The 21,708-nt window shown below is 62.8% G+C and carries 22 protein-coding genes; 15 read left to right on the top strand and 7 right to left on the bottom strand.

Going from position 1 to position 21,708, the window contains the following annotated elements; genetic code table 11:
* Nucleotides 1-12 precede the first annotated feature (12 nt).
* A complete protein-coding gene (locus JQ609_RS16490) occupies nucleotides 13-747 on the bottom strand; it encodes a GntR family transcriptional regulator (RefSeq protein WP_212274186.1) in 735 nt (244 codons plus the stop codon).
* 110 nt (nucleotides 748-857) lie between these two features.
* Between JQ609_RS16490 and JQ609_RS16495 the strand changes: the two genes are divergently transcribed.
* The 9 genes from JQ609_RS16495 (at nucleotide 858) to JQ609_RS16535 (ending at nucleotide 9,244) form a co-directional block, all read left to right on the top strand.
* Nucleotides 858-1,985 (top strand): cupin domain-containing protein, encoded by a 1,128-nt coding sequence (locus JQ609_RS16495; protein WP_212274187.1) that lies wholly within the window; start codon nucleotides 858-860, stop codon nucleotides 1,983-1,985.
* 10 nt (nucleotides 1,986-1,995) lie between these two features.
* Nucleotides 1,996-2,907, top strand: coding sequence for a fumarylacetoacetate hydrolase family protein (locus tag JQ609_RS16500; protein ID WP_212274188.1), 912 nt, complete (start codon nucleotides 1,996-1,998; stop codon nucleotides 2,905-2,907).
* Between the two features lie 15 nt (nucleotides 2,908-2,922).
* Nucleotides 2,923-3,576, top strand: a complete 654-nt coding sequence (locus tag JQ609_RS16505; protein WP_212274189.1) for a flavin reductase family protein — start codon at nucleotides 2,923-2,925, stop codon at nucleotides 3,574-3,576.
* 292 nt (nucleotides 3,577-3,868) lie between these two features.
* Nucleotides 3,869-5,041, top strand: a complete 1,173-nt coding sequence (locus tag JQ609_RS16510) for an ABC transporter substrate-binding protein (protein WP_212274190.1) — start codon at nucleotides 3,869-3,871, stop codon at nucleotides 5,039-5,041.
* Between the two features lie 123 nt (nucleotides 5,042-5,164).
* Entirely contained in the window at nucleotides 5,165-6,079 is a 915-nt protein-coding gene (locus tag JQ609_RS16515) for a branched-chain amino acid ABC transporter permease (protein WP_212208856.1), read from the top strand.
* Nucleotides 6,076-7,023, top strand: a complete 948-nt coding sequence (locus tag JQ609_RS16520) for a branched-chain amino acid ABC transporter permease (protein ID WP_212274191.1) — start codon at nucleotides 6,076-6,078, stop codon at nucleotides 7,021-7,023. Before JQ609_RS16515 ends, JQ609_RS16520 begins: the two co-directional genes overlap by 4 nt.
* Nucleotides 7,016-7,783, top strand: a complete 768-nt coding sequence (locus JQ609_RS16525; RefSeq protein WP_212274192.1) for an ABC transporter ATP-binding protein — start codon at nucleotides 7,016-7,018, stop codon at nucleotides 7,781-7,783. Before JQ609_RS16520 ends, JQ609_RS16525 begins: the two co-directional genes overlap by 8 nt.
* Entirely contained in the window at nucleotides 7,776-8,504 is a 729-nt protein-coding gene (locus tag JQ609_RS16530) for an ABC transporter ATP-binding protein (protein WP_212274193.1), read from the top strand. Before JQ609_RS16525 ends, JQ609_RS16530 begins: the two co-directional genes overlap by 8 nt.
* A gap of 140 nt (nucleotides 8,505-8,644) precedes the next feature.
* Entirely contained in the window at nucleotides 8,645-9,244 is a 600-nt protein-coding gene (locus tag JQ609_RS16535) for a trans-aconitate 2-methyltransferase (RefSeq protein ID WP_212274194.1), read from the top strand.
* Between the two features lie 171 nt (nucleotides 9,245-9,415).
* Here the strand turns inward: JQ609_RS16535 and JQ609_RS16540 are convergent, their stop codons facing one another.
* A complete protein-coding gene (locus tag JQ609_RS16540; protein ID WP_212274219.1) occupies nucleotides 9,416-9,664 on the bottom strand; it encodes a hypothetical protein in 249 nt (82 codons plus the stop codon).
* On the opposite strand from JQ609_RS16540, the gene JQ609_RS16545 reads away from it, so the two are divergent.
* The 3 genes from JQ609_RS16545 (at nucleotide 9,657) to JQ609_RS16555 (ending at nucleotide 13,966) form a co-directional block, all read left to right on the top strand.
* A complete protein-coding gene (locus JQ609_RS16545) occupies nucleotides 9,657-11,387 on the top strand; it encodes a glycosyl hydrolase family 17 protein (protein ID WP_249128062.1) in 1,731 nt (576 codons plus the stop codon). The genes JQ609_RS16540 and JQ609_RS16545 overlap by 8 nt on opposite strands.
* Nucleotides 11,388-11,425: 38 nt before the next feature.
* Complete coding sequence (locus tag JQ609_RS16550; RefSeq protein WP_212274196.1) at nucleotides 11,426-12,889, top strand: GH1 family beta-glucosidase; 1,464 nt, start codon at nucleotides 11,426-11,428, stop codon at nucleotides 12,887-12,889.
* Nucleotides 12,890-13,000: 111 nt separating this feature from the next.
* Nucleotides 13,001-13,966, top strand: coding sequence for an ABC transporter substrate-binding protein (locus tag JQ609_RS16555; protein WP_212208849.1), 966 nt, complete (start codon nucleotides 13,001-13,003; stop codon nucleotides 13,964-13,966).
* A 150-nt stretch (nucleotides 13,967-14,116) separates the two neighbouring features.
* On the opposite strand, the gene JQ609_RS16560 is transcribed toward JQ609_RS16555, so the two are convergent.
* Both JQ609_RS16560 and JQ609_RS16565 read right to left on the bottom strand, forming a co-directional pair.
* Nucleotides 14,117-15,553, bottom strand: a complete 1,437-nt coding sequence (locus JQ609_RS16560; protein WP_212208848.1) for a glutamine synthetase family protein — start codon at nucleotides 15,551-15,553, stop codon at nucleotides 14,117-14,119.
* A 154-nt stretch (nucleotides 15,554-15,707) separates the two neighbouring features.
* Entirely contained in the window at nucleotides 15,708-17,066 is a 1,359-nt protein-coding gene (locus JQ609_RS16565) for an aromatic ring-hydroxylating dioxygenase subunit alpha (protein ID WP_212274197.1), read from the bottom strand.
* A gap of 117 nt (nucleotides 17,067-17,183) precedes the next feature.
* On the opposite strand from JQ609_RS16565, the gene JQ609_RS16570 reads away from it, so the two are divergent.
* Both JQ609_RS16570 and JQ609_RS16575 read left to right on the top strand, forming a co-directional pair.
* Entirely contained in the window at nucleotides 17,184-17,969 is a 786-nt protein-coding gene (locus JQ609_RS16570) for an IclR family transcriptional regulator C-terminal domain-containing protein (RefSeq protein WP_212274198.1), read from the top strand.
* Between the two features lie 125 nt (nucleotides 17,970-18,094).
* A complete protein-coding gene (locus JQ609_RS16575; RefSeq protein WP_212274199.1) occupies nucleotides 18,095-18,304 on the top strand; it encodes a hypothetical protein in 210 nt (69 codons plus the stop codon).
* Between the two features lie 7 nt (nucleotides 18,305-18,311).
* On the opposite strand, the gene JQ609_RS16580 is transcribed toward JQ609_RS16575, so the two are convergent.
* The 3 genes from JQ609_RS16580 to JQ609_RS16590 form a co-directional block, all read right to left on the bottom strand.
* Entirely contained in the window at nucleotides 18,312-18,530 is a 219-nt protein-coding gene (locus JQ609_RS16580) for a hypothetical protein (RefSeq protein WP_212274200.1), read from the bottom strand.
* Nucleotides 18,531-18,566: 36 nt separating this feature from the next.
* Entirely contained in the window at nucleotides 18,567-18,926 is a 360-nt protein-coding gene (locus tag JQ609_RS16585) for a PilZ domain-containing protein (RefSeq protein WP_212274201.1), read from the bottom strand.
* Between the two features lie 140 nt (nucleotides 18,927-19,066).
* Entirely contained in the window at nucleotides 19,067-19,963 is an 897-nt protein-coding gene (locus JQ609_RS16590; RefSeq protein WP_212033461.1) for a helix-turn-helix transcriptional regulator, read from the bottom strand.
* A 136-nt stretch (nucleotides 19,964-20,099) separates the two neighbouring features.
* Here JQ609_RS16590 and JQ609_RS16595 point away from each other — a divergent pair, with 136 nt between their 5' ends.
* Entirely contained in the window at nucleotides 20,100-21,650 is a 1,551-nt protein-coding gene (locus tag JQ609_RS16595; RefSeq protein ID WP_249128063.1) for a benzoate-CoA ligase family protein, read from the top strand.
* Nucleotides 21,651-21,708: the final 58 nt, after the last annotated feature.

The raw sequence follows: 21,708 nt of genomic DNA on the forward strand, positions 1-21,708 counted from the left end.
AACGGATGACCGTTACGCTGACGACGGCCACGCGGTCGACGCCTCGATGATGTCTGCGGTTCGCCGGTAATGCTCGGCCAGGTAACGCACGGCATCTTCGCTGCGGCGTAGCGCGGCGTCCATGATTTGCTGATGTTCGGCGGCAACGTCGCGCGCCGGCGTTCCCGCCACCGGGCCGACCAGGCATGGCAGCCGGTAGCGCTGGGTTTCGACATAGAGCTGGTCTGCCAGGTCGAGCAGCCGCGGCGACCGGCAATGGGCGATCAGCGCCCGATGGAATTGATAGTGCCGCTCGTCCATCGCATGCATGTCGACGGCGTCCACCTCGCCGGAGAGGCGCAACTGCCGTTCGGCCTGCAGGCTGAGCGCATGGAAGGCGGCCACGATGCCGGCTTCCCAGTCATCGTCGCCGTCCTGCATCGATCGGCGCAGCGCTTCGCATTCGATCAGGATGCGGGTTTCCGTCGCGTCCTTCATTTCCTCGCGCGACAGCGGCGCGACGGAAAAGCCGCGCAGCGCCGTCGAGAACACCAGGCGCTCGGACTGCAGCCGCATCAACGCCTCGCGCAGCGGCGAAAAGCTTAGGCCATAGCGCTGCTTCAGCGCTTCGAGCCGCAGCGGCTTGCCCGCGTCGAGCGCGCCGGAGACGATGTCGGCACGCAGACGCTGATAGGCGACTTCACTCAATGTTGCGGGCTCGCCCGCTCCTTCGCTGACGATCCGGCGGTCGCTTGCCACGCCTGCCATGTTTCCTGCTCTCGCGGTCGCCATTTGCCGGTTTCGACTTCTTTCGAAAATTTTATGTTGCTTCGAACATATATCCTATTTTATATGATTGGCAATCCAGGGAGAGCGAAATGGCAACAGGACGCCGCGAAAACCACCGGGAAGACGTCGCCGGGCGCGCCAATGTCGAGGACACCCCGGAGCTGCTCGCCTATTACGACGAGTTGGAAAATCTGGACGCGGGTGCGCTGTGGACGGTCGCCAACAAGATCGAGCCCTGGCAGCCGAAATCGTCATCCGTCCCCGTGCTCTGGCGCTATGAGGACCTGCGCCGGCATGTGCTGCGGTCCGTCGAACTGGTGTCTCCCGAAAAGGCCGGCCGCCGCGTCATCTATCTGAACAATCCCGGTCGCCGTGATCATGCCGCCGCCGTGGGCTGGCTGTATTCCGGTCTGCAGGTGATGCACCCCGGCGAGGTCGCCTCCGCCCATGCCCATTCGGCCTCGGCGCTGCGCTTCATCATGGAAGGCGAGGGCGCCTACACCATTGTCGACGGCCACAAGCTCACGCTCGGCGCCAACGATTTCGTGCTGACGCCCAATGGCACGTGGCACGAGCATGGCGTCGCCAGCGAAGGCACGCCGTGCATCTGGCAGGACGGTCTCGACATCCCGCTCGTGAACACGCTCGAAGCCAATTTCTACGCGGTGCATCCGAAGATGCAGCAGGAGGTTGGTTATCCCGTCGACGACATGACGCATGCCTGGGGCAATCCCGGCTTGCGTCCTGCGGGCGCGGAATGGACGCGCGGATATTCACCGCTCCTGAAATACGAGTGGGGGCCGACCTACGAGGCGCTGCAGCGCTACGGCAAGGCCTCCGACGGCTCGCTTTATGACGGCGTGCTGATGAACTACGTCAATCCCGTCACCGGCGGTCCTGTGATGCAGACGATCGGTGCGTCCATGCAGCTGCTGCGGCCCGGCGAGGCCACCAAGGCCCATCGTCACACCGGTAGTTTCATCTACCAGGTGGCGAAGGGAAGCGGTCACTCGATCATCGACGGCAAGCGCTTCGAATGGAAGGAGCGCGACATCTTCTGTGTGCCGTCCTGGTCCTGGCATGAGCATGTCAACGGATCTGCCAGCGACGATGCCTGCCTGTTCACCTTCAACGATCTGCCTGTGATGCATGCCCTCGGCCTGTATCGCGAGGAAGCCTATGGCGACAATCAAGGCCGGCAGCCGCTGACATCTTAAGGATCCAACCATGCGTCTTGTTACCTACCGCGCCAACATCGAGGCGGCGGCCCGCCTCGGTGCCATCGTCGATGACCTGGTCGTGGACGTCGAGCGGATCGGCGCGCATGCCGGCACAGCATTGCCATCCTCGATGCTCGATCTGATCGATCTCGGGCCGCTGGCAACGATGGCGCTGAAGAAGATTTTAAGCGATCATGCAAGCCAGTGGCCGGTGGGCGCCGCGCTGCCGCTGGCCAATGTCAAGCTGCTGGCGCCGATCCCGCGGCCGCGGAAGAACATCTTCGGGATCGGGCTGAACTATGTCGAGCACGTCGCGGAATCGTCCCGGGCGCTGGACACCGCGAAGGAATTGCCGAAGCAGCCGATCATCTTTTCAAAGCCTCCGACCAGCGTGATCGGGCCCAATGAGGCCATCGAGCACAACAGGACCATCACGCGGCAACTCGACTGGGAAGTCGAGCTTGCCGTCGTGATGGGCCGAACGGCGCGCCGGATATCGGAAGCGCAGGCCCTCGATTTCGTTTTCGGCTACAGCGTGATGATCGACGTCAGCGCCCGCGACAACCGCCGCGCCGGGCAGTGGATCTATTCCAAGGGCCAGGACACCTATGCGCCGTTCGGTCCGTGCATCGTGACGGCAGATGAAATCGGCGATCCGCACGCGCTCGATCTCTGGCTCACGGTGAACGGCGTCGAGAAGCAGCGCTCCAACACCCGCCACATGCTGTTCAAGGTGCCGCTGCTGATATCGGACATTTCGGCCGCGATCACGCTCGAGCCGGGCGACATCATCGCGACCGGCACGCCCGACGGCGTCGGCGCGGGGCGGACACCGCAGGAATGGCTGTGGCCGGGCGATGTCGTCGAGGCGGAAGTGGCCGGCATCGGCCGGCTGCGTCATCCGGTCGTGGCGGTCTGAGCGCGGGGGCCGGCGATGTTGTTCGACATGGAGACGCTGGAGGCTCAACAACGCTACAAGATATTGACGGCCACAGTGACGCCGCGGCCGATCGCCTGGGTGACGACCCTGTCCGAAGACGGTGTCATCAACGCGGCGCCCTACAGCTTCTTCAACGTGTTGGGGCATGAGCCGCCGACGCTTGCGATCGGGCTGCTCGCCGGGCCGGGGCGCTTCAAGGATACCGCGACGAATATTCTCGCGACCGGAGAGTTCGTGGTGAACCTAGTTTCCGAACGGAATGCCGCGGCCATGAACGTCACCTGCATCGATGCGCCGCCCGATATCGACGAGCTTGCGCTGGCGGGCCTCACCGCCGCTCCGTCACATGCGATACGGCCGCCGCGCATTGCGGAGTCCCCGGTTTCCTTCGAGTGCCGGGTGCTGAGTTCGATGGTGACCGGACCGCGCCAGACCGCCGTGATCGGCCGCATCCTCTGCGCGCACGTCGAAGATTCCGCGGTTCAGGACAAAGCGCGCTGCTATATCGATACGCCTGCGCTGCAGTTGATCGGCCGCATGCACGGCAGCGGCTGGTACGCCCGCTGCACCGATCTGTTCCAGCTCGACCGGCCGAACTGGGCGGAGTGGCGACGAAGCGCCGCGCCCCAACCGGATCAGGCGCCATGAACATGATGGCGCACGCTGTCTCTTCCGATCGTGCCGCGGCCGAGCCTGCGACATTTGTTGCCCCGGCAACCGGAACTATAGTTCTTGCCTTCGGCGCCGTCTGCGAATTATGGTGCAGGCCGCTGGGGTATGGGCCGAAGGTTCTAATCGGAGCGTTCGGTTCGTGCTTGCTGCGGGCCGGAGATTTCGCGCACAAAATATCCGGGCTTACCGGGATCATACGAAGGCGCAGGCCTCGAACGGCAGCCGCATTGGCTGGCGTAACAAATAGATAATGAGGAGGGGAGTGAATATGAAAAAGACATTCTGGCTGGCGGGCGCAATGGCTCTGGCGCTGGCCCAGCCCGCGCTTGGCGCCGACAGCATCAAGATCGGTTTCGTTTCGACCTTCAGCGGCCCCACGGCTGCGATCGGCAACGACATGCGCAACTCGTTCGAACTGGCGCTCGACCATCTGGGCCGCAAGATGGACGGCAGGCCGGTCGAGGTGATCTATGAGGACGACGGCCAGAAGCCGGATGTCGGCAAGCAGAAGACCGAAAAGCTGATCCAGTCCGACAAGGTCGACTTCATCGTCGGCTACATCTGGTCGAACGTGCTGCTGGCCTCGCTGAAGACCGCGGTCGATTCCAAAACGTTCCTGATCTCGGCCAATGCCGGTCCCTCGCAGCTCGCCGGCGAATTGTGCTCGCCTTACGTGTTCTCGACCTCCTGGCAGAACGACCAGACGCCGCAGGCGATGGGCACCTACATGAACCAGAAGGGCGTCAAGTCGGTGTTCCTGATCGGTCCGAACTATGCCGCCGGCAAGGACATGCTGGCCGGCGTCAAGAGCACGTTCAAGGGCCAGGTGGTCGGTGAGGAATACACGGTGTGGCCGAGCCAGCTCGACTTCTCCGCCGAACTCACCAAGGCCAAGAACTCCAAGGCCGAGTCGATCTTCGTGTTCTATCCGGGCGCTGCCGGCGTGCAGTTCCTCAACCAGTATGCGCAGGCCGGCATCAAGGCGCAGATCCCGCTCTATACGGCGTTCACCATCGATGAATTGTCGCTGCCGCTGCAGAAGGAGAACGCGCTCGGCGTTCCCGGGGCCCAGCAATGGGTCAACGACCTGCCGAATCCCGAGAACAAGAAGTTCGTCGAGGACTACCGCAAGAAATATCCGAACCTGCGCCCGACCTTCTATGGCGCGCAATCCTATGATGCCGCGCAGCTGATCAACAGCGCGGTGGTTGCGGTCAAGGGCGACGTGACGAAGAAGGACGCGATGAAGGCCGAGATGGAGAAAGCCAACTTCAAGTCGGTGCGCGGTCCGTTCAAATACGGCAAGAACCATATTCCGATCCAGAACTTCTATCTGCAGGACGTGGTCAAGGATGCCGATGGCCAGCTGGCGCTGAAGACGGTGGCCACCATCGTCAAGGACAGCCAGGATGGCTTCCACGATAAATGCCCGATGAAGTGATCGGGTACTTCCGGCACATGATCTGTCGCGGTATGAGTGTTTCGGCGAAGATCATCGCCCAATAAAAATAGCGGCGGCGCAACGGCGCTGCCGCTGTTTTGTTTCGAGCTTTAGGGGTCGAGCTTGGTTCTTGTCGAACAATCGCTGAACGGGTTGCAGTTCGGCCTGCTGCTGTTCCTGCTGGCGGCCGGCCTGACGCTGGTGTTCGGCATCATGGACTTCGTCAATCTGGCGCACGGCTCGCTCTACATGATGGGCGCCTATTTCGCCGCGACCTTCACCGCCTGGACCGGAAGCTTCATCCTCGGCGTCCTGCTGGCGCTCGGCGCCACGCTGCTGCTCGGGATCGTGCTGGAGTTTGTCGCGCTGAGGCATCTCTACGGCCGTGACCACCTCGACCAGGTGCTGGCTACGTTCGGGCTGATCCTGTTTTTCAATGACGCGGTGCGGCTGATCTGGGGCCCGGCCGGCCTTGCGCTGCCGCTGCCGGCCTGGCTGACCGTGCCGGTCCAGATCATCCCCGGCGTGTACTATCCGGCCTACCGGTTGTCGATCATCATCGTCGCGCTCGCGGTCGCCGCGCTGCTTTATGTCGTGGTGATGCGGACCAAGATCGGCATGCTGATCCGCGCCGGCGCCTCCAACCGCGAAATGATCGGCGCGCTCGGCATCAACATCAAACTGCTGTTCACGCTGGTGTTCGGGCTTGGTGCGGCGCTGGCCGGCCTTGCCGGGCTGATGCAGGCGCCGATCCTCACCGTGCAGATCGGCATGGGCGAGAACATCCTCATCCTCGCCTTCGTCATCATCGTCATCGGCGGCATCGGTTCGATCCGCGGCGCGTTCCTCGCCGCGATCTTTGTCGGCATGATCGATACGCTCGGCCGTGCCTTCCTGCCTGATCTCCTGCGCATGGTGCTGAGCTCCGCCGCCGCTTCCACCGCTGCACCCGCGCTGTCGTCGATGCTGATCTATCTTTTGATGGCGATCGTGCTGGTGGTGCGGCCGGAGGGGCTGTTTCCGGCCGCCAAGCGATGAAATCACAGTTCAATACAAGCAACGTCGTCGTGGCGCTGGTCGCTGCCGGACTGGTCGTGCTGCCGCTCTATTCGCAGCTCACCGGCAACATCTTCATCCTGACGCTGTTCACCCGCATCATCATCTTCGCGCTGGCCGCGGCCAGCCTCAATCTCATCATGGGCTATGGCGGCATGATGAGCTTCGGCCATGCCGCCTATCTCGGCATCGGCGGCTATGCGGTCGGCATCCTCGCCTTTGAAGGCGTTGGCTCCGGCTTCATCCAGTGGCCGGTGGCGCTTGCCGTGTCGGCGCTCTACGCGCTCGTGATCGGCGCGCTCAGTCTGCGCACGCGCGGCGTCTACTTCATCATGATCACGCTTGCCTTTGCGCAGATGGCCTATTACATCGCCTCCGGCATGTCGCGTTACGGCGGCGACGATGGCCTGACCATCTACAAGCGCAGCACTTTCGGCGGCCTGATCGACCTGTCGAACCGCGTGCAGTTCTATTATCTCTGTCTGGCCTGCCTGTTCGGCGGCATCTACCTGATCTGGCGGATCATCAATTCGCGCTTCGGCCTGGTGGTGCAGGGCGTGCGTTCCAACGAGCAGCGCATGCAGGCGATCGGCTTCCACGCCAACCGCTACCGGCTGGTCTGCTTCGTCATCTCCGGCACCATCTGCGGCCTCGCCGGCGCGCTGCTGGCGAACAATACCGACTTTGTCAGCCCGGCCGGAATGTACTGGACCCGCTCCGGCGAGCTCATGGTGATGGTGGTGTTCGGCGGCATGGGCTCGCTGTTCGGCCCTGTGATCGGTACGATCTTCTTTCTGCTGCTGGAAGAACTGCTGTCGCAATTCACCGAATACTGGGCGCTGATCATGGGGCCGCTGCTGCTCTTGATCGTGCTGTTCGCGCGCGGCGGCATCATGGGCCTGCTCGGGAGGTTTAACCGTGGCTGATCCCTTGCTCCGCGTTGAAAATCTGGTGCGGCGGTTCGGCGGCATCCTCGCCACCGACAATCTGTCGCTCGACGTCATACCTGGCGAATTGCACGCCATCATCGGCCCCAACGGCGCCGGCAAGACCACGCTGATCAGCCAGCTGACCGGGCAGTTGATGCCGAACTCAGGCACCATTGTTTTCGGCGGCCGCGACGTCACCGCCCTGCCGTCCTATAAGCGCAGCCGGCTCGGGCTGGCGCGCTCGTTCCAGATCACTTCGCTGCTGCCGGATTTTACCGCGGCCGACAATGTCGCGCTCGCGGCGCAAGCCCATGACGGACACTCGTTCCGGTTCTGGGGCAATGCGCGCAAGGAAAGACCTCTGCGTGACGCGGCGCAGGCCGCGTTGACGCGGGTCGGGCTCGGGGCGCGCGCCGACGTGCCGGTGTCCGAACTCAGCCATGGCGAACAACGCGAACTCGAGCTTGCGGTCGCGCTCGCCACAAAGCCGCAACTGCTGCTGCTCGACGAGCCGATGGCGGGGCTCGGCGTCACCGAGTCGGCGCGCATGGTGGCGCTGCTGAAGGAACTGCGCAAGGAAGTCACCATCGTGCTGGTCGAGCATGACATGGAGGCGGTGTTCGCGCTCGCCGACCGCATCACCGTGCTCGTGTACGGCCGCGTCATCGCGTCGGGCGATCCCGATGCGATCCGCCACAACGATGAAGTCAAGCGCGCCTATCTCGGCGATCAGCACGTGGTGGTCGCTCATGGCTGAAACAAAAACGGCTGAAACTCTGCTCGAAATTGATGGCATCGAAACCTGCTATGGCCTCAGCCAGGTGCTGTTCGGCCTGTCGCTGAAGGTTCAGTCAGGTGAAATGGTCGCCCTGATGGGCCGCAACGGCATGGGCAAGACGACGACCATCCGCTCGATCATGGGCATGACGGCGGCGCGCGCCGGCACCATCCGTTTCGCCGGTGAGGAGGTGCGCAGCCTGCCGTCGTACAAGATCGCAAAACTCGGCATCGGCCTGGTGCCGGAAGGCCGCCAGATCTTTCCGAATCTCACCGTGTACGAAAACCTGGTCGCGGCTGCCGGCAATCGCGCCGGCAACACCGATCCCTGGACGATCGAAAAAATCCACGCGCTGTTTCCGCGCCTTGCCGAACGTGGCGGCAACATGGGCATGACGCTGTCGGGCGGCGAGCAGCAGATGCTCGCGATCGGCCGCGCGCTGATGACCAATCCAAAACTCTTGATCCTCGACGAAGCCACCGAAGGCCTCGCGCCTCTGATCCGCGAGGAAATCTGGAGCTGCCTGTCGATGCTCAAGGGACGTGGGCAATCGGTGCTGGTGATCGACAAGAACGTCGCCAACCTCTCCCGCATCGCCGACCGGCATTACATCATCGAGCGCGGCCGCACGGTGTGGAGCGGCACGTCGGAGCAGTTGATCGCCGAGCCGGATTTGCAGCACCGCTATCTGGGGATTTGATTTCTCCGTCATGGCCGGGCTTGACCCGGCCATCCACGTCGTTCTTGTTTCGCGGAGACAAGACGTGGATGCCCGGGACAAGCCGGGCATGACGAGTTGAGAGACTGGCGCGTTCACAACGTCCACGCCAAAATGCCGCTATGACTGACGCCGACCGGATCATCAGACTCTATCAACGCCACGCCCGCTCCTGGGCGCAGGACCGCGGCAACCGGCTGATGGAGCGCACGTGGCTCGGCCGGTTTCGCGCGTTGCTGCCGGGTGCAGCTTCTGTGCTCGACATCGGCTGCGGCTCAGGTGAACCGATCGCGCGTTATCTTACCCAGCAGGGATGCCATGTGACCGGCGTCGATTCTTCGCCGGAACTGATCGCCCTTTGCACGGCGTCTTTTCCCGATCTCGCGTGGCACGTCGCCGACATGCGCACGCTCTCGCTTGCGCGACGCTTCGACGGTCTGCTGGCCTGGGACAGCTTCTTCCACCTCTGTCCCGATGACCAGCGCCGGATGTTTGCCATCTTCCGGCAGCACGCTGCGCCGCGCGCGGCATTGATGTTCACGAGCGGTCCGGCGCACGGCGAAGCGATCGGGAGCTACAGGGGCGAGCCGCTCTATCATGCCAGCCTGGACGCTGCCGAATACCGCGCGCTGCTCTGCGCAAATGGTTTCGACGTGGTGGCGCATGTCGTCGAAGATCCGGACTGTGGCGGTCATACCGTCTGGCTGGCGCAGCTCACCTAGAGTGGTCGGCTGGCCCACGCTGCGTGCAGGTCAGCCAGAACGAACACGGACACGCCAGGGGGCCCGGGATTGTTGGAAGATGACGAACGCTGGTATACTCTTTTTCGTCAAACTGACATGTTCCATCGGGGCCGCCTGCAATCAAACCCGCAAGCCGAATCGTGACCTCCATCAGGCCAAAGTATGTTTAGCAATATATTCAATTGCCTTCCTGTTGACCGGCCGGTTTTCACGATTGTCGGCGCCGCGACCACCGCGCCGCAATACGACGTTGAGCACCGCTTGCTCCTGATCTAGCCCAAGGCATTGCGCGATGTCCCTCGATGCTCCCACCGCGTTGCGATCTGGTTTGCCGACCCGGCCGACCGGCGCTTCCCGCAAGAGCGTGCCGCTGGCGCTTTTCCTTGTTTCGATGAGCATGATTGTTGCGGTCTGGTACTGGCTGGCGGCGCCGGTGCTGCTGGATCATGCGCTGATCGATCCTGCGAAGAAGCTCGACTGCGTGTCCTACGCGCCGTTCCGGAGCGGGCAGACGCCGTGGAATTCCGACATCATCATCAGTCCGGAGCAGATCGCGGAAGATCTCGGTCAGTTGGCCGGGATATCGAACTGCATCCGCACCTACTCGGTCGAGAACGGGCTCGACAGGGTGCCTCAGCTGGCGTCGAAGGTCGGGCTGAAAGTCATTCTCGGCATCTGGCTCGGACGCGACCGCGTGAAGAACACAACGCTGATCGACACTGCGGTATCGCTGGCCAAGGATTATCAGGGGACCGTGACCTCCGTCATCGTCGGCAGCGAGGTGCTGCTCCGGGGCGAAATGACGGTGGCAGACCTTCGCGAAATCCTCCGCTCGGTCAGGTCGCGTATCACGACGCCGATAACTTACGCCGATTCCTGGGATTACTGGCTGCGCTACCGCGAGATGGCGGCCGACGTCGATTTCGTCACGGTCCACATGTTGCCGTTCTGGGAAGATGAGCCGATCCGGGCCGAAAACGCGGCGGGGCATGTTATCGATATCTACCACAAGGTCGCGCGGGCGTTTCCCGGCAAGGAAATCCTGATCGGGGAGGCGGGCTGGCCGAGCAAGGGACGCATGCGGGAGGTCTCGCTGCCGTCACGCATCAATCAGGCCCGCTTCATTTCCGAGCTGCTCGACCGGGCGGCGCGGGAAAAAATCCGCGTCAACGTGTTTGAGGCCTACGACGAGTCTTGGAAGCGCCAGTGGGAAGGCACGGTCGGTGCCCATTGGGGCCTTCTCGACGGCGATAGCCGTCAGATCAAGCACGCGCACGGAGCGGCCGTCAGCAATTATCCGTTCTGGAAGCTGCAACTGGGAGCTGGCCTTGCTTTCGGCATTTGTGTCTTTGCCGTTGCATTGTTGACGCTTTGGCGTCGGCGGACGGCGACAGGATTGGCGCCGTGGCTGGCCGTGTCGGCTTGCGCGACGACAGGCGGAATCCTGCTGGGGCTGGCGGCCGAAAAGGCCTTCTATGAAAACTATGGCGTCGCCGGTCTGCTGAACCAGGGATGGCTTCTGACCGCGGCCATCACGCTGCCGCTGCTGTGCGCCAACGCGTTGATGGCCGGGCGGCCGTTGCCGTCGTTCCGGGAATTGCTCGGCCCGCGCGAGGGCTGGCCGTCATCAGTGCCTGCGCTGGTCCTGGGCGTTGTGATGATGGTCACCACGCTGATCACAGTAGAGGTCGCGCTCGGCCTCGTGTTCGATCCGCGTTCGCGGGATTTCCCGTTTGCCAGCGTGGCCATGGCGGCTGTGCCGGTCTGGATGGTGGCGCTGCTCTGCCGTCGAAAGCCAGACGACGGCGTCACCGCCGAGATGGCGTTCGCCGGCCTGCTCGCGGCGGCTGCGCTTTTCCTCTTTTTCAATGAGGGTGTTCACAACTGGCAGTCGCTGTGGACAGCGGCGGCATTTCTCCTGTTTGGCGCCGCGCTGTGGCCGCCGCGTTTCGTTGCCGTGTGGAGCGCGCTACCGAACATGCCGTTCGTCTTCCGGAAGACGCTTCGCAAGCAACAACTCGCCGTACAACCGGTCGCCGTCGCTTCCCTGCCGCCGCCAAAGCCGCAGGCCGCCGCCGGCGGCTTTGTTGCGGCGACGTCAAAGGTCGAATGCGACAAATAGCTTTGTGCTGAAGAGGGCTCTGGTCCGGGAACGAACGCATGTGGTCGAACAGATTTTCCCGGCGCCGTTTTGGCAAGATCGCAGGATGGGCGGCGCTCGGCCTGTCGGCGGGATCGGTCAAATCGGCCGATGCCCAAAGCAGACCCAGTGACCAGAAATCCATTGCGGCCTTTCCGGTTGATTTCCGATGGGGCACCGCGACCTCGTCCTATCAGATCGAAGGGGCCGTCAACGAGGACGGTCGAGGGCCGTCGATCTGGGATCGTTTTGCGCACACGCCCGGAAAAATTGCCGATCACAGCACTGGCGACGTCGCTGATGACCACTTTCATCGCTACAAGGACGACGTCCAGTTGATGAAGGCGCTGGGGACGAAGACCTATCGCTTCTCGATCGCGTGGCCTCGCGTTTTTCCGGAAGGAACGGGCACGCCCAATCCGAAGGGCCTCGACTTCTACAACCGGTTGCTCGACGAGCTGCTGGCAAACGGCATCGAACCGTTTGCCACGCTGTATCATTGGGACCTGCCGCAGGCGCTGCAAGACCGCTTCGGCGGCTGGATGTCACGCGACACTGCGAAAGCCTTTGCGGATTACTCGGGTTACGTCGCGGAACGCTTAAGCGATCGCGTCAAGCACATTTTCACGATCAACGAATGTTCGAGGCTGGTTCATCTCGGCCATGGCCTTGGCCTCGACGCGCCGGGCCTGAAACTGTCGCAAGGCGAACAGAACCAGGTTCGTCACCATGTCGCCCTCGGACACGGCCTTGCCGTGCAGGCGATCCGGGCCCACGCCAAGGCCGGAACCAAAATCGGCCTCGCCGAGAACATGGTCAACTGCATCCCCGCGATCGAGACGCCGGCGAATATCCGCGCCGCCGAGATCGCGGTGCGCGAGCTCAATGCCGGCTACCTGACCGCCATCCTCGAGGGAAAATTCACGGAAAGTTATCTGGCACACGCCGACGCCCCGAAACACACCGCCGATGATATCAGCATCATTTCATCGCCGATCGATTTCGTCGGGCTGAATGTCTACACGCCCGATCATTACGTCGTGGCGGCGGACAATTCTCGCGGCTACATGCTGGCGCCGTTTCCGGCATCGTTCCCGCATACGGATGCGTCCTGGCTGAGGATCGGTCCGGAGGCGCTATACTGGGCGCCGCGTCACGCGGCGAAGATCTGGGGCGTGAAGTCGATCTACATCACCGAGAACGGGACGTCGTCGACCGATCAGCCGGCCGCGGACGGCAACATCTATGACGTCGACCGCGTCATGTATCTGCGCAACTATCTGTTCCATCTGCAGCGCGCGACGGCGGAAGGCGTCCCGGTGGCCGGCTACTTCCTGTGGAGCCTGATCGACAATTTCGAATGGATGGACGGCTACCAGAAACGCTTCGGCCTCTACCACGTCGATTTCAACACCCAGCGCCGCACGCCGAAACTGAGTGCGTCATTTTACCGCGAGATCATCAAGCAAAACGCCGTGGTTTAATATCGGCGGTGATTGACAGGACCGTCTAAAACTTTTCCCGTGCGCGGACCGTCATGGTACCGTCAAGTGTGGCCGCCTGCTACGAAGCGGCATCAGGGTTGGGAAATCAACATGAAGCGGCGGGATTTTATTGCGCTTGTCGGCGGCGCGACGGCTTGGCCGTTCGCGGTGCGAGCGCAGCAGGCGCAACTAAGCCGGATCGGCGTGCTCGTCATCGGTAATGCGGATGTGCCTTCGTTCGGAAAGGAACTTCGTGAAGGTTTGCGCGAACTCGGCCGCATCGAAGGACAGCATTACGTTATCGAGTTTCGTTCTGCCGAAGGACAACTCAGCCGCCTGCCGGAACTCGCGGCGGAACTGGTTCGGCTCAAAGTCGATGTCATCGTGGCGCTCTTCACGCCGTGCGCCCTCGCAGCGAAGCAGGCGACGCGCGAAATCCCGATCGTCATTCTGTCGGGCGATCCGCTTGGGACCGGTTTGGTTCAGAGTCTTGCCAACCCTGGCGCAAACATCACCGGCCTATCGCAGATGGGCGCGGAAACCCATGGCAAATGTGTCGAGCTGTTCCGCGACATGCTGCCATCGACACGGCGGGTCGCGCTGATTGCCAATGCCGCCGATCCGGTATTTGCAAAATCCTTTCTCGAACAAGCCCAGCGCGCCGGCGCCGGTACATCAAGCGAAATCGCTCCCGTCATCACGGTTCGTGGCCCGGAAGAACTGGAAGCGGCCTTTGCAACGGCGGTGAAGGAAAAGGCCGGCGCGGTCGTCTTTCAGGCCAGCCTGCCGACCAAACGCATGGTCGAGCTCGCCCTTGCACATCGCCTGCCGGCTGCAACTATTATCCGTGGCTTTGCCGAGACCGGCGGCCTGATGTCCTATGGTTCGGACGGGCCGGTGCTGTTCAAGCGCGCCGCGACGTTCGTGCACAAGGTTCTGCGGGGCGAAAAGCCGGCGAACATTCCTGTCGAGCAGGCGGTCAAGTTCGAGCTTGTCATCAATCTCAAGACCGCAAGGGCGATCGGCTTGACCGTACCAGCAGGTCTGCTTGCCCGGGCCGATGAAGTGATCGAATGAGTTTGAGAATTTTGAGCTGTATTTCTGTCGTCCCGGCGAAGGCCGGGACCCATACCGCGTGATCCATCGAGCGCGCTGTTCGACGACCTCTCGCAACCACAAATATTTGTGGTTATGGGTCCCGGCTCAAGGCCGGGACGACGAAGAATGTCAAAACATCTCGAAATATTCGCGATGTTCCCACTCCGACACTTCGGCCTGGAAGCGTTCGATCTCGGCGTTCTTGATGTGGACGTAATAGTCGACGAATTCCTGGCCGAACGCGCCGCGAAAAAACGGATCATCATTGAGCGCGGTCACAGCTTCACGCAGCGTTTTCGGCAGCAGCGCCGCCTTGGTCTCATAGGGCGTGTCGGCGGAGGGTCCGGGATCGAGCTTGCGGTCGACGCCGTCGAGCCCCGAGAGAATCTGCGAGGCCATGTAGAGATAGGGATTGGCGGCGGGCTCGCCGATGCGGTTTTCGAGGCGCGTTGCGGCATCATTGGGGCCGCCGAGCACGCGGATCATGACGCCGCGGTTGTCGCGGCCCCAGATCGCGCGATCCGGCGCCAGCGAATAGGTGCGGTAGCGCTTGTAGCCGTTGATGGTCGGCGTCGTGAATACGGCGGAGGCGCGGGCATGTGTCAGCAGTCCCGCGAGATAGCTGCGCGCAAAGGGGCTGAGAACTTCGCCATCGTTCTTGGTCATGAACGCGTTCTCGCCGCTGGCGCGCGACACGATCGATTGATGCAGGTGCCAGCCGGACGCGAACACGTTCGGCAGTTTGGGCCGGCACATGAAGGTGGCGTGATAGCCGTGGCGCCGGGCGACCTGTTTTACGGCGCTGCGAAACAGTACCATGTTGTCGGCGGGCGTCAGCCCCCTGGTCGGCGCAAAGGTGAATTCGCACTGGCTCGGGCCGAACTCGACCTCGACCGAGCGTAGCGGCAAGCCGAGCGCCAGCACGTCGCGCCGGATGATTTCCAGCACCGGCTCCATCTGGTCGTAGCGCTGCTCGGTCAGGTATTGATAGCCGTGCGACAGGAGGCTCACCGAAGGTGGCTGTCCCGGCTGCCCGGCATCCTCCGGCGCCATGCGCGCGTCTTCGAGCTTGAAGATGTGAAACTCGACTTCGAGGCCCGCGACAAAATCGTAGCCGCGCTGGCCGAGTTGATCGAGCACGCCGCGATAGAGGTTTCGCGTCGCGAACGGCACGGGGCGGCCGTCGTTGAAATAGAGGTCACACAGCAGCCAGCCTGTCGTCGGCGCCCATGGCAGCACGCGGAACGTGGTGGGATCCGCGACCATCAAGACGTCGGCAGCACCTTCCATTTCGCGCATGCCAAACCCGCCGCCGGACGTGAACACCGGAAACACCGTGCGGTGCGAGGTGTCCTTGGCGAGCATGGTCGTGGTGATCGAGCAGCCGCTCTCGAGCGAGGCCAGCGCCTCGCTCGCGACCAGCGTCTTGCCACGCAAAATGCCGTGCTGGTCCGGGAACGACAGCCGGATCACTTCGAGTTTTTGCTCTTCGACGATGCGGCGTAGGCGGCTAGCCGCCTCCTTCTGCTCCGCCGACCACAGGCCGTGACGCTCGACAAAGCTCAATGCGCCGCTCCCTGTCTCGTCGTCATTGCGAGCGAAGCGAAGCAATCCATCGGGCGGAATAACGGATGGATGGATTGCTTCGTCGCTACGCTCCCTTGCGCAAACGCTTCGCGTTTGTCGCAGGCAATGACGGTAGCTGGCATCCTCGACCCCATCACTCGGCCGCCGTCAAATGCCGGATCTTGTCCGATATCTCGCCCGGCACCGGCGCCGCCCATGGCGCGCCGCGGCGGCGTTTGACGTCGACTTCCATCCAGTAGATTTCCCAGCCCCGCGTCGGCCCGATGCCGTCCATGGTGGCGGGGCCCTGGATGCTGCGCGCGCGGGACGCGTCGAGGAACATGAACGGCTTCTCGCCGCCGCCGACCTTTTCGATCTCCTGGCGCAGCAGGCGGCGATATTGCACGATCGCCTTGTCCGAGGTGCCGAGATGTTCGTTGGTGCGGTCCTGGATCGCGCCCATCGACTCCACCGCCCACTGGTCGTGCACGTTGATGTCGGCGCCCATGCCGGTATAGGTCTCGGTCGCCTGCTCGTGCGGATCGAACCCGTAATCGTTCGACTTGTTCTTGCGCGATTTGTAGTCGGGCAGTTCATAGAGTTCGAGGCGCTGGTCGCGCATTTTCTTCTTGTCGACCGGCGCCGTGTAGGAGGTGAAGATCGCGTACCAGTAGCAATTCTCGTCATCGACCGGCACGTGCCACTGCGTGATCGTCATTTCCGTGCTCATCGGAATCACGAAGCCGTGCGGGAACAGCTGGTTGGTGACGCGCACATGGGTGCGCTCCTCGTCGATCTCGCGCAGCGCGATCAGCCGCAGGCCATATTCGGTATGCTCGACATTGATGATCGGGTTGTCGTATTCGCGCAGGATCTTCGTCATCGGCATGTCAGTGCCGGCGGACGCGCCGCGGAACTGCTTGCCGTAACTGGCGGAAGTGTCCTCGTCCTCGAAGAAGCGATGCAGGAAAGAGGCGTGCGCCGGATCGATTCCGACTTCGAGCGCCTGCAGCCAGTTGCAATTGATGTGGCCCTTGAACGCAAACGTATGGCTGTCGGGTGCGATGAAACAGTCGATCTCCGGAAATGCCGGCGGCTCGCCTTCGCCAAGGTAAGCCCAGAGGATGCCGCTCTTCTCGACCACGGGATAGGAGCGCTGCTTGATGCCCTTGCACAGGTTCGAGCCCTTCGGCTCCGCCGGCGTCTCGATGCACTGGCCCGATGTGTCGAACAGCCAGCCATGGAACGCGCAGCGCAGGCCGCCATGTTCGAGCCGGCCGAACGCGAGATCGGCGCCGCGATGCGCGCAATGACGGTCGATCAGGCCGTAGCTGCCGTTCTCGTCGCGGAACAGCACGAGGTTTTCACCGAGCAGCTTGACGGCTTTGACGGGCCGCGGGCCCTGAAGCTCGTCGACCAGTGCGGCCGGCTGCCAGTACATCCGCATCAATTTCCCGCAGGGGTCTTTTGCCCCGGTGCGCGTGATCAGGTCGTTCGCTTCCTGGCTCATCATGGCGTTCAGCCCTTTCGTCGGAGGCAGTTTGTTCGCCTATTGAACGAATGGGCGAATTATGCCATGACTGGAAAGGACAGCAAGCACAATTTTGAACGCTTCCAATCGGAAGAGCCAATGCCAAAGCTGAAACGCGCCGAAGGCGACGAACGCGCCACCGATTTCGTCGAGAGTCTCGACCGCGGCATCCGCCTGCTCCAGGCGTTCGGCACGATCGGCGGCCCCGCGACCTTGAGCGATCTGGCGCGCGCCGCCGATCTGCCGCGCGCCACCGCCCGCCGCATCCTGTTCACGCTCGAGCACGGCGGCTTCGTCACCTCAGACGGCAAGCTGTTCACGCTGACGCCGCGCGTGCTGACGCTCGCCGCCTCCTATCTGCAATCGAGTCAGGTGGTCACGGTGCTGCAACCGGTGCTCGACCGGATCGCGCTGGCCGCGCAGGAAATAAGCTCGCTCGCGGTGCTCGACGGCGACGAGGTCGTGTTCATCGCGCGCGGCAGTCCGACGCGGGTGTTCTCCGCCGGCCTCGACATCGGCTATCGCCTGCCGGCGTTCTGCACCTCGGTCGGCCGCGTCATGCTCGGCCAGTTCGACGATGGCGATCTCACGGCGCGGCTCGCGGCGATGCGGCGCGAGCCGATGACGCCGCACACGGTGACCGATCCAAAACGATTGCTCGCTTGCGTGCGCGCCGATCGCGAACAGGGCTATTCGCTGGTCGATCGTGAGGCCGAGCCGCATTTCCGTTCGATCTCGGTCCCCGTGCGCCGCTACGACGACGTGATCGTCGGCGCCATCAACATGGGCGCGCATGTCGACCGCGTCTCGATGGCCGAGATGATCGAGCGATTCCTGCCACTGCTGCGGGAGGGCGCGGAATCGGTCAAGTCGATGTTGTTGTGAACGTAGCTGCGTAGGATGGGTTGAGCCCTTGCGAAACCCATCAGTTGTCGATCGAGATGATGATGGGTTTCGCGAAGAGCTCAACCCATCCTACGATCCAGCGCCCAAATTTTCGCTCCCGTGTCATGAACGCAATTCCCTCCGGCATGCACGAAGTCGATGCAGATGCCGTGAGAAATGCCGGTTATGCGGTTGAGGCGGCACCCGCTATCGGCATTCTTGCCAAATCGAGTCCCGAGGCCGCCGCATGGTGGCGCGAGAACACGCCGCATCTGATCGCGCCGAAGCGCTACCTCGTGTTTCACGAAGAGGTCTGCCGGATTGCCGATATCTGACGGGATACTAAATCCGCCTGAGCGCGGCGGCGATCATTTCGAACTTGGCGACGATCTGCGGTGTCACCAGATAGCGAAGCGTGCCCGCAACCGACAGGCTGACGACGATCGCGACGATCGTGTACTGCGCCGTCAACACCGCCAGTATCGCGCGGAGCGGGCGCCGCCGGCTCCTCGGCATCTTCGCGGCGATGCGGATGGAAGCGTCGTCTTCAAGGGTACTCATGCGATTTCATCCTGGCTGGCGGCTGAGCGGATCGCATCAGTGTTCGGATCGCAGCTGATCGAGGCGCGACCGCAGTTGCCGGTTCGCGCGTTCGCTGGAGCGCAGCTTGCGCGCCCAGTTAAGCTCAACGACGCCTCCCGTCTCGCTTGTGCCTGAAAACACCAGGCCCGCGGCGAAACGATCGCGCCAGACGAGGCGCGCCAGGCAGGAGATCCCCTTGCGTTCGATTTCGAAATCCACTTCGTCGGGCACGAGCGCCGAATTTTCAAATTCGATCCTGGCCCCGAACTGGCTGAAGTTGCGCACGACGCAGGCGAGCGTCGAAGAGCGCGCGTTGAACGTGACCCTCCCACCGTAATAGACGCGGTTTCTCGGCAGTTTGCGGCGCTCTGACATGATCTGTATTCCCTGCGTTTAACGCTTTGGTAACACTATTAAAGGGTGTGTTTCCGCAAGGAACCGTTGCGGTGGTTAACCGCGGCCGTGGTTAATGGTGGGGTTATTTCGCGAGCGGTGCACGAAGACACCGCGCCCGCTCAGCCCCGCGCGAACATCCGCGCTTCATCATGCAGCACTGGCGCCACCGCATCGACCAGCCGCGACGCGGCGTCGTTGACGTTCAGCCCCGCGGTATCCACTACGGCCGACGCGCGGGCGTAGAGCGGTTCGCGGCTGACCAATATGGTGCGCAGTTCGGCCATCGCGGAGCGATCGTCCGCCATCGGGCGCAGGTCGCCCTGGCCGCGCACGCGCGCCATGTGTTCTTCGGGCTTGGCCTTTAGCCAGATCGTGTAGAACGACGACAGGATCAGGTCGAACGTCAGCGGTTCGGAGACGATGCCGCCGCCGGTTGCCAGCACCATCAGCTCCTTGCGCGCCAGCAATTGCCCGAGCGCGGCCTGCTCCATGCGCCGAAAGCCTTCCTGGCCGTAGAGCGCGATGATCTCGGCGACGGACAATCCGTTCTGCGCCTCGATCTCCTTGTTGAGTTCGACAAAGCTCCAGCCGATTTTCTTCGCCAGCATCTTGCCGAGCGTCGATTTGCCGGCGCCGCGCAGGCCGATCAGCGCGATGCCCGAGAACGACATCTTGCGATGCGCCGCAGTACTCCCGCCCGCGAGCACATCCTTGGCCTGCGCGATCTGCGCGGATGTCGCCTTGCGCACGAGGTCGCGAATGACAGCCCAGTCCGGCACAGGTTCGGTGGAAGGAATGAGATCTTCCAGATGTGCGCCCATCGCGTTCGACACCCGGCGCAGCAGCACGATCGAGACGTTGCCCTTGCCGCTTTCGAGTTGGGCGATATAGCGTTCGGAAATGCCGGAGACCTTCGCGAGTACCTTTCGCGACATGCCGCGCAACGCCCGCATGGTGCGCACGCGCTGGCCGAGCTGCTCAAGAAAGCCGGTTTCGGGATCGCTGGTTTCGGACATTTCCCTGAAGTAGCCCTTAGCTCGCCCTGGCTTCAAATCAGCGCGTTTCGGAAACATAATGCCGATGAGGATTGACAGCAAGCGCGCTCGGTGGTCTTTATATGAATTATAATTCTTAAAATCTGGGAGAAGCGTCTTGAGCGGCACGTCCGGTTCCTACAATGCGGTGACCTGGCTGCTTGATCGCAATGTCGACGAGGGCCGCGGCGCCAAGCTCGCCTTCACCGATACGGTTTCCGAACTCACCTATGGCGATCTGCAGCGGCAAAGCCGTCGCGTCGCCAACATGCTGCGCCGGCTTGGCGTCCGCCGCGAAGAGCGCGTCGCGATGATCATGCTCGACACCGTCGATTTTCCCTCAGTGTTCCTCGGCGCGATCCGCGCCGGCATCGTGCCGGTGCCGCTCAACACGCTGCTGACGGCAGATCAATATGCCTATGTGCTGGCGGATTGCCGCGCGCGGGTGCTGTTCGTGTCCGAAGCGCTGCTGCCGGTCGTGAAAGACATGGTCGGGCGGATGCCGGACCTCGAACATGTGATCGTGTCCGGCAAGGATGCGCATGGCCACAAGAAGCTTGCCGACGAACTCGCGCGCGAGAGCGACACCTTTGCGACCGCGGCGACGCATCCCGACGAGCCCGCCTTCTGGCTCTATTCGTCGGGCTCCACCGGCATGCCCAAGGGCGTGCGCCACCTGCATTCCAATCTCGCCGCCACCGCGGAAACCTACGCCAAGCAGGTGCTCGGCATTCGCGAGGACGACGTCGGCCTCTCGGCGGCAAAGCTGTTTTTTGCCTACGGCCTCGGCAACGCGCTGACCTTTCCGATGTCGGTCGGCGCGTCAACGGTGCTGAATTCCGATCGTCCGACGCCGGCGGCGATGTTCGCGCTGATGAACAAATACAACCCCAGCATCTTCTTCGGCGTGCCGACATTGTTCGCGGCCATGCTCAATGACGAGACGCTGAAGGACACGTCCGCCGGCCAGCGGCTTCGCGTCTGCACCTCGGCGGGCGAAGCGCTGCCGGAATCGGTCGGCAATGCCTGGAAGGCGCGGTTTGGCGTCGACATTCTCGACGGCGTCGGCTCCACCGAACTGTTGCACATCTTTCTTTCCAACGCGCCCGGGGACATCAAATACGGCTCGTCCGGTCGCCCCGTGCCGGGCTACCGCGTGCGGCTCGTCAATGAAGCAGGCGCCGACGTGCCCGATGGCGAGGTCGGCGAATTGCTGGTCGATGCGCCCTCGGCCGGCGAGGGCTACTGGAACCAGCGCAGCAAGAGCCGGCAGACCTTTGAAGGCCACTGGACCCGCACCGGCGACAAATACATCCGCGACGCCGACGGCCGCTACACGTTCTGCGGCCGCAGCGACGACATGTTCAAGGTATCGGGCATCTGGGTGTCGCCGTTCGAGGTCGAGAGCGCGCTGATCACCCATCCCGCGGTGCTCGAAGCCGCCGTCGTGCCGGAGGCCGATCCGGAAGGCCTGCTGAAGCCCAAAGCTTTCGTGGTGCTGCGCGCCGATACCAAAACCGACGGCCTGCATGACGCGCTGAAGGAGCACGTCAAGCAGAAGATCGGGCCGTGGAAATATCCGCGCTGGATCGATGTGGTCGACAGTTTGCCGAAGACGGCGACGGGAAAAATCCAGCGGTTCAAGTTGCGGGATGGACAACCTAACTAGCCGTCATGGCCGGGCTTGACCCGGCCATCCACGTCTTGCTTTGCCGCTTCCAAGGACG

Origin of the sequence: Bradyrhizobium sp. AUGA SZCCT0169, from assembly GCF_018130085.1 — a bacterium.
GTDB lineage: Bacteria > Pseudomonadota > Alphaproteobacteria > Rhizobiales > Xanthobacteraceae > Bradyrhizobium.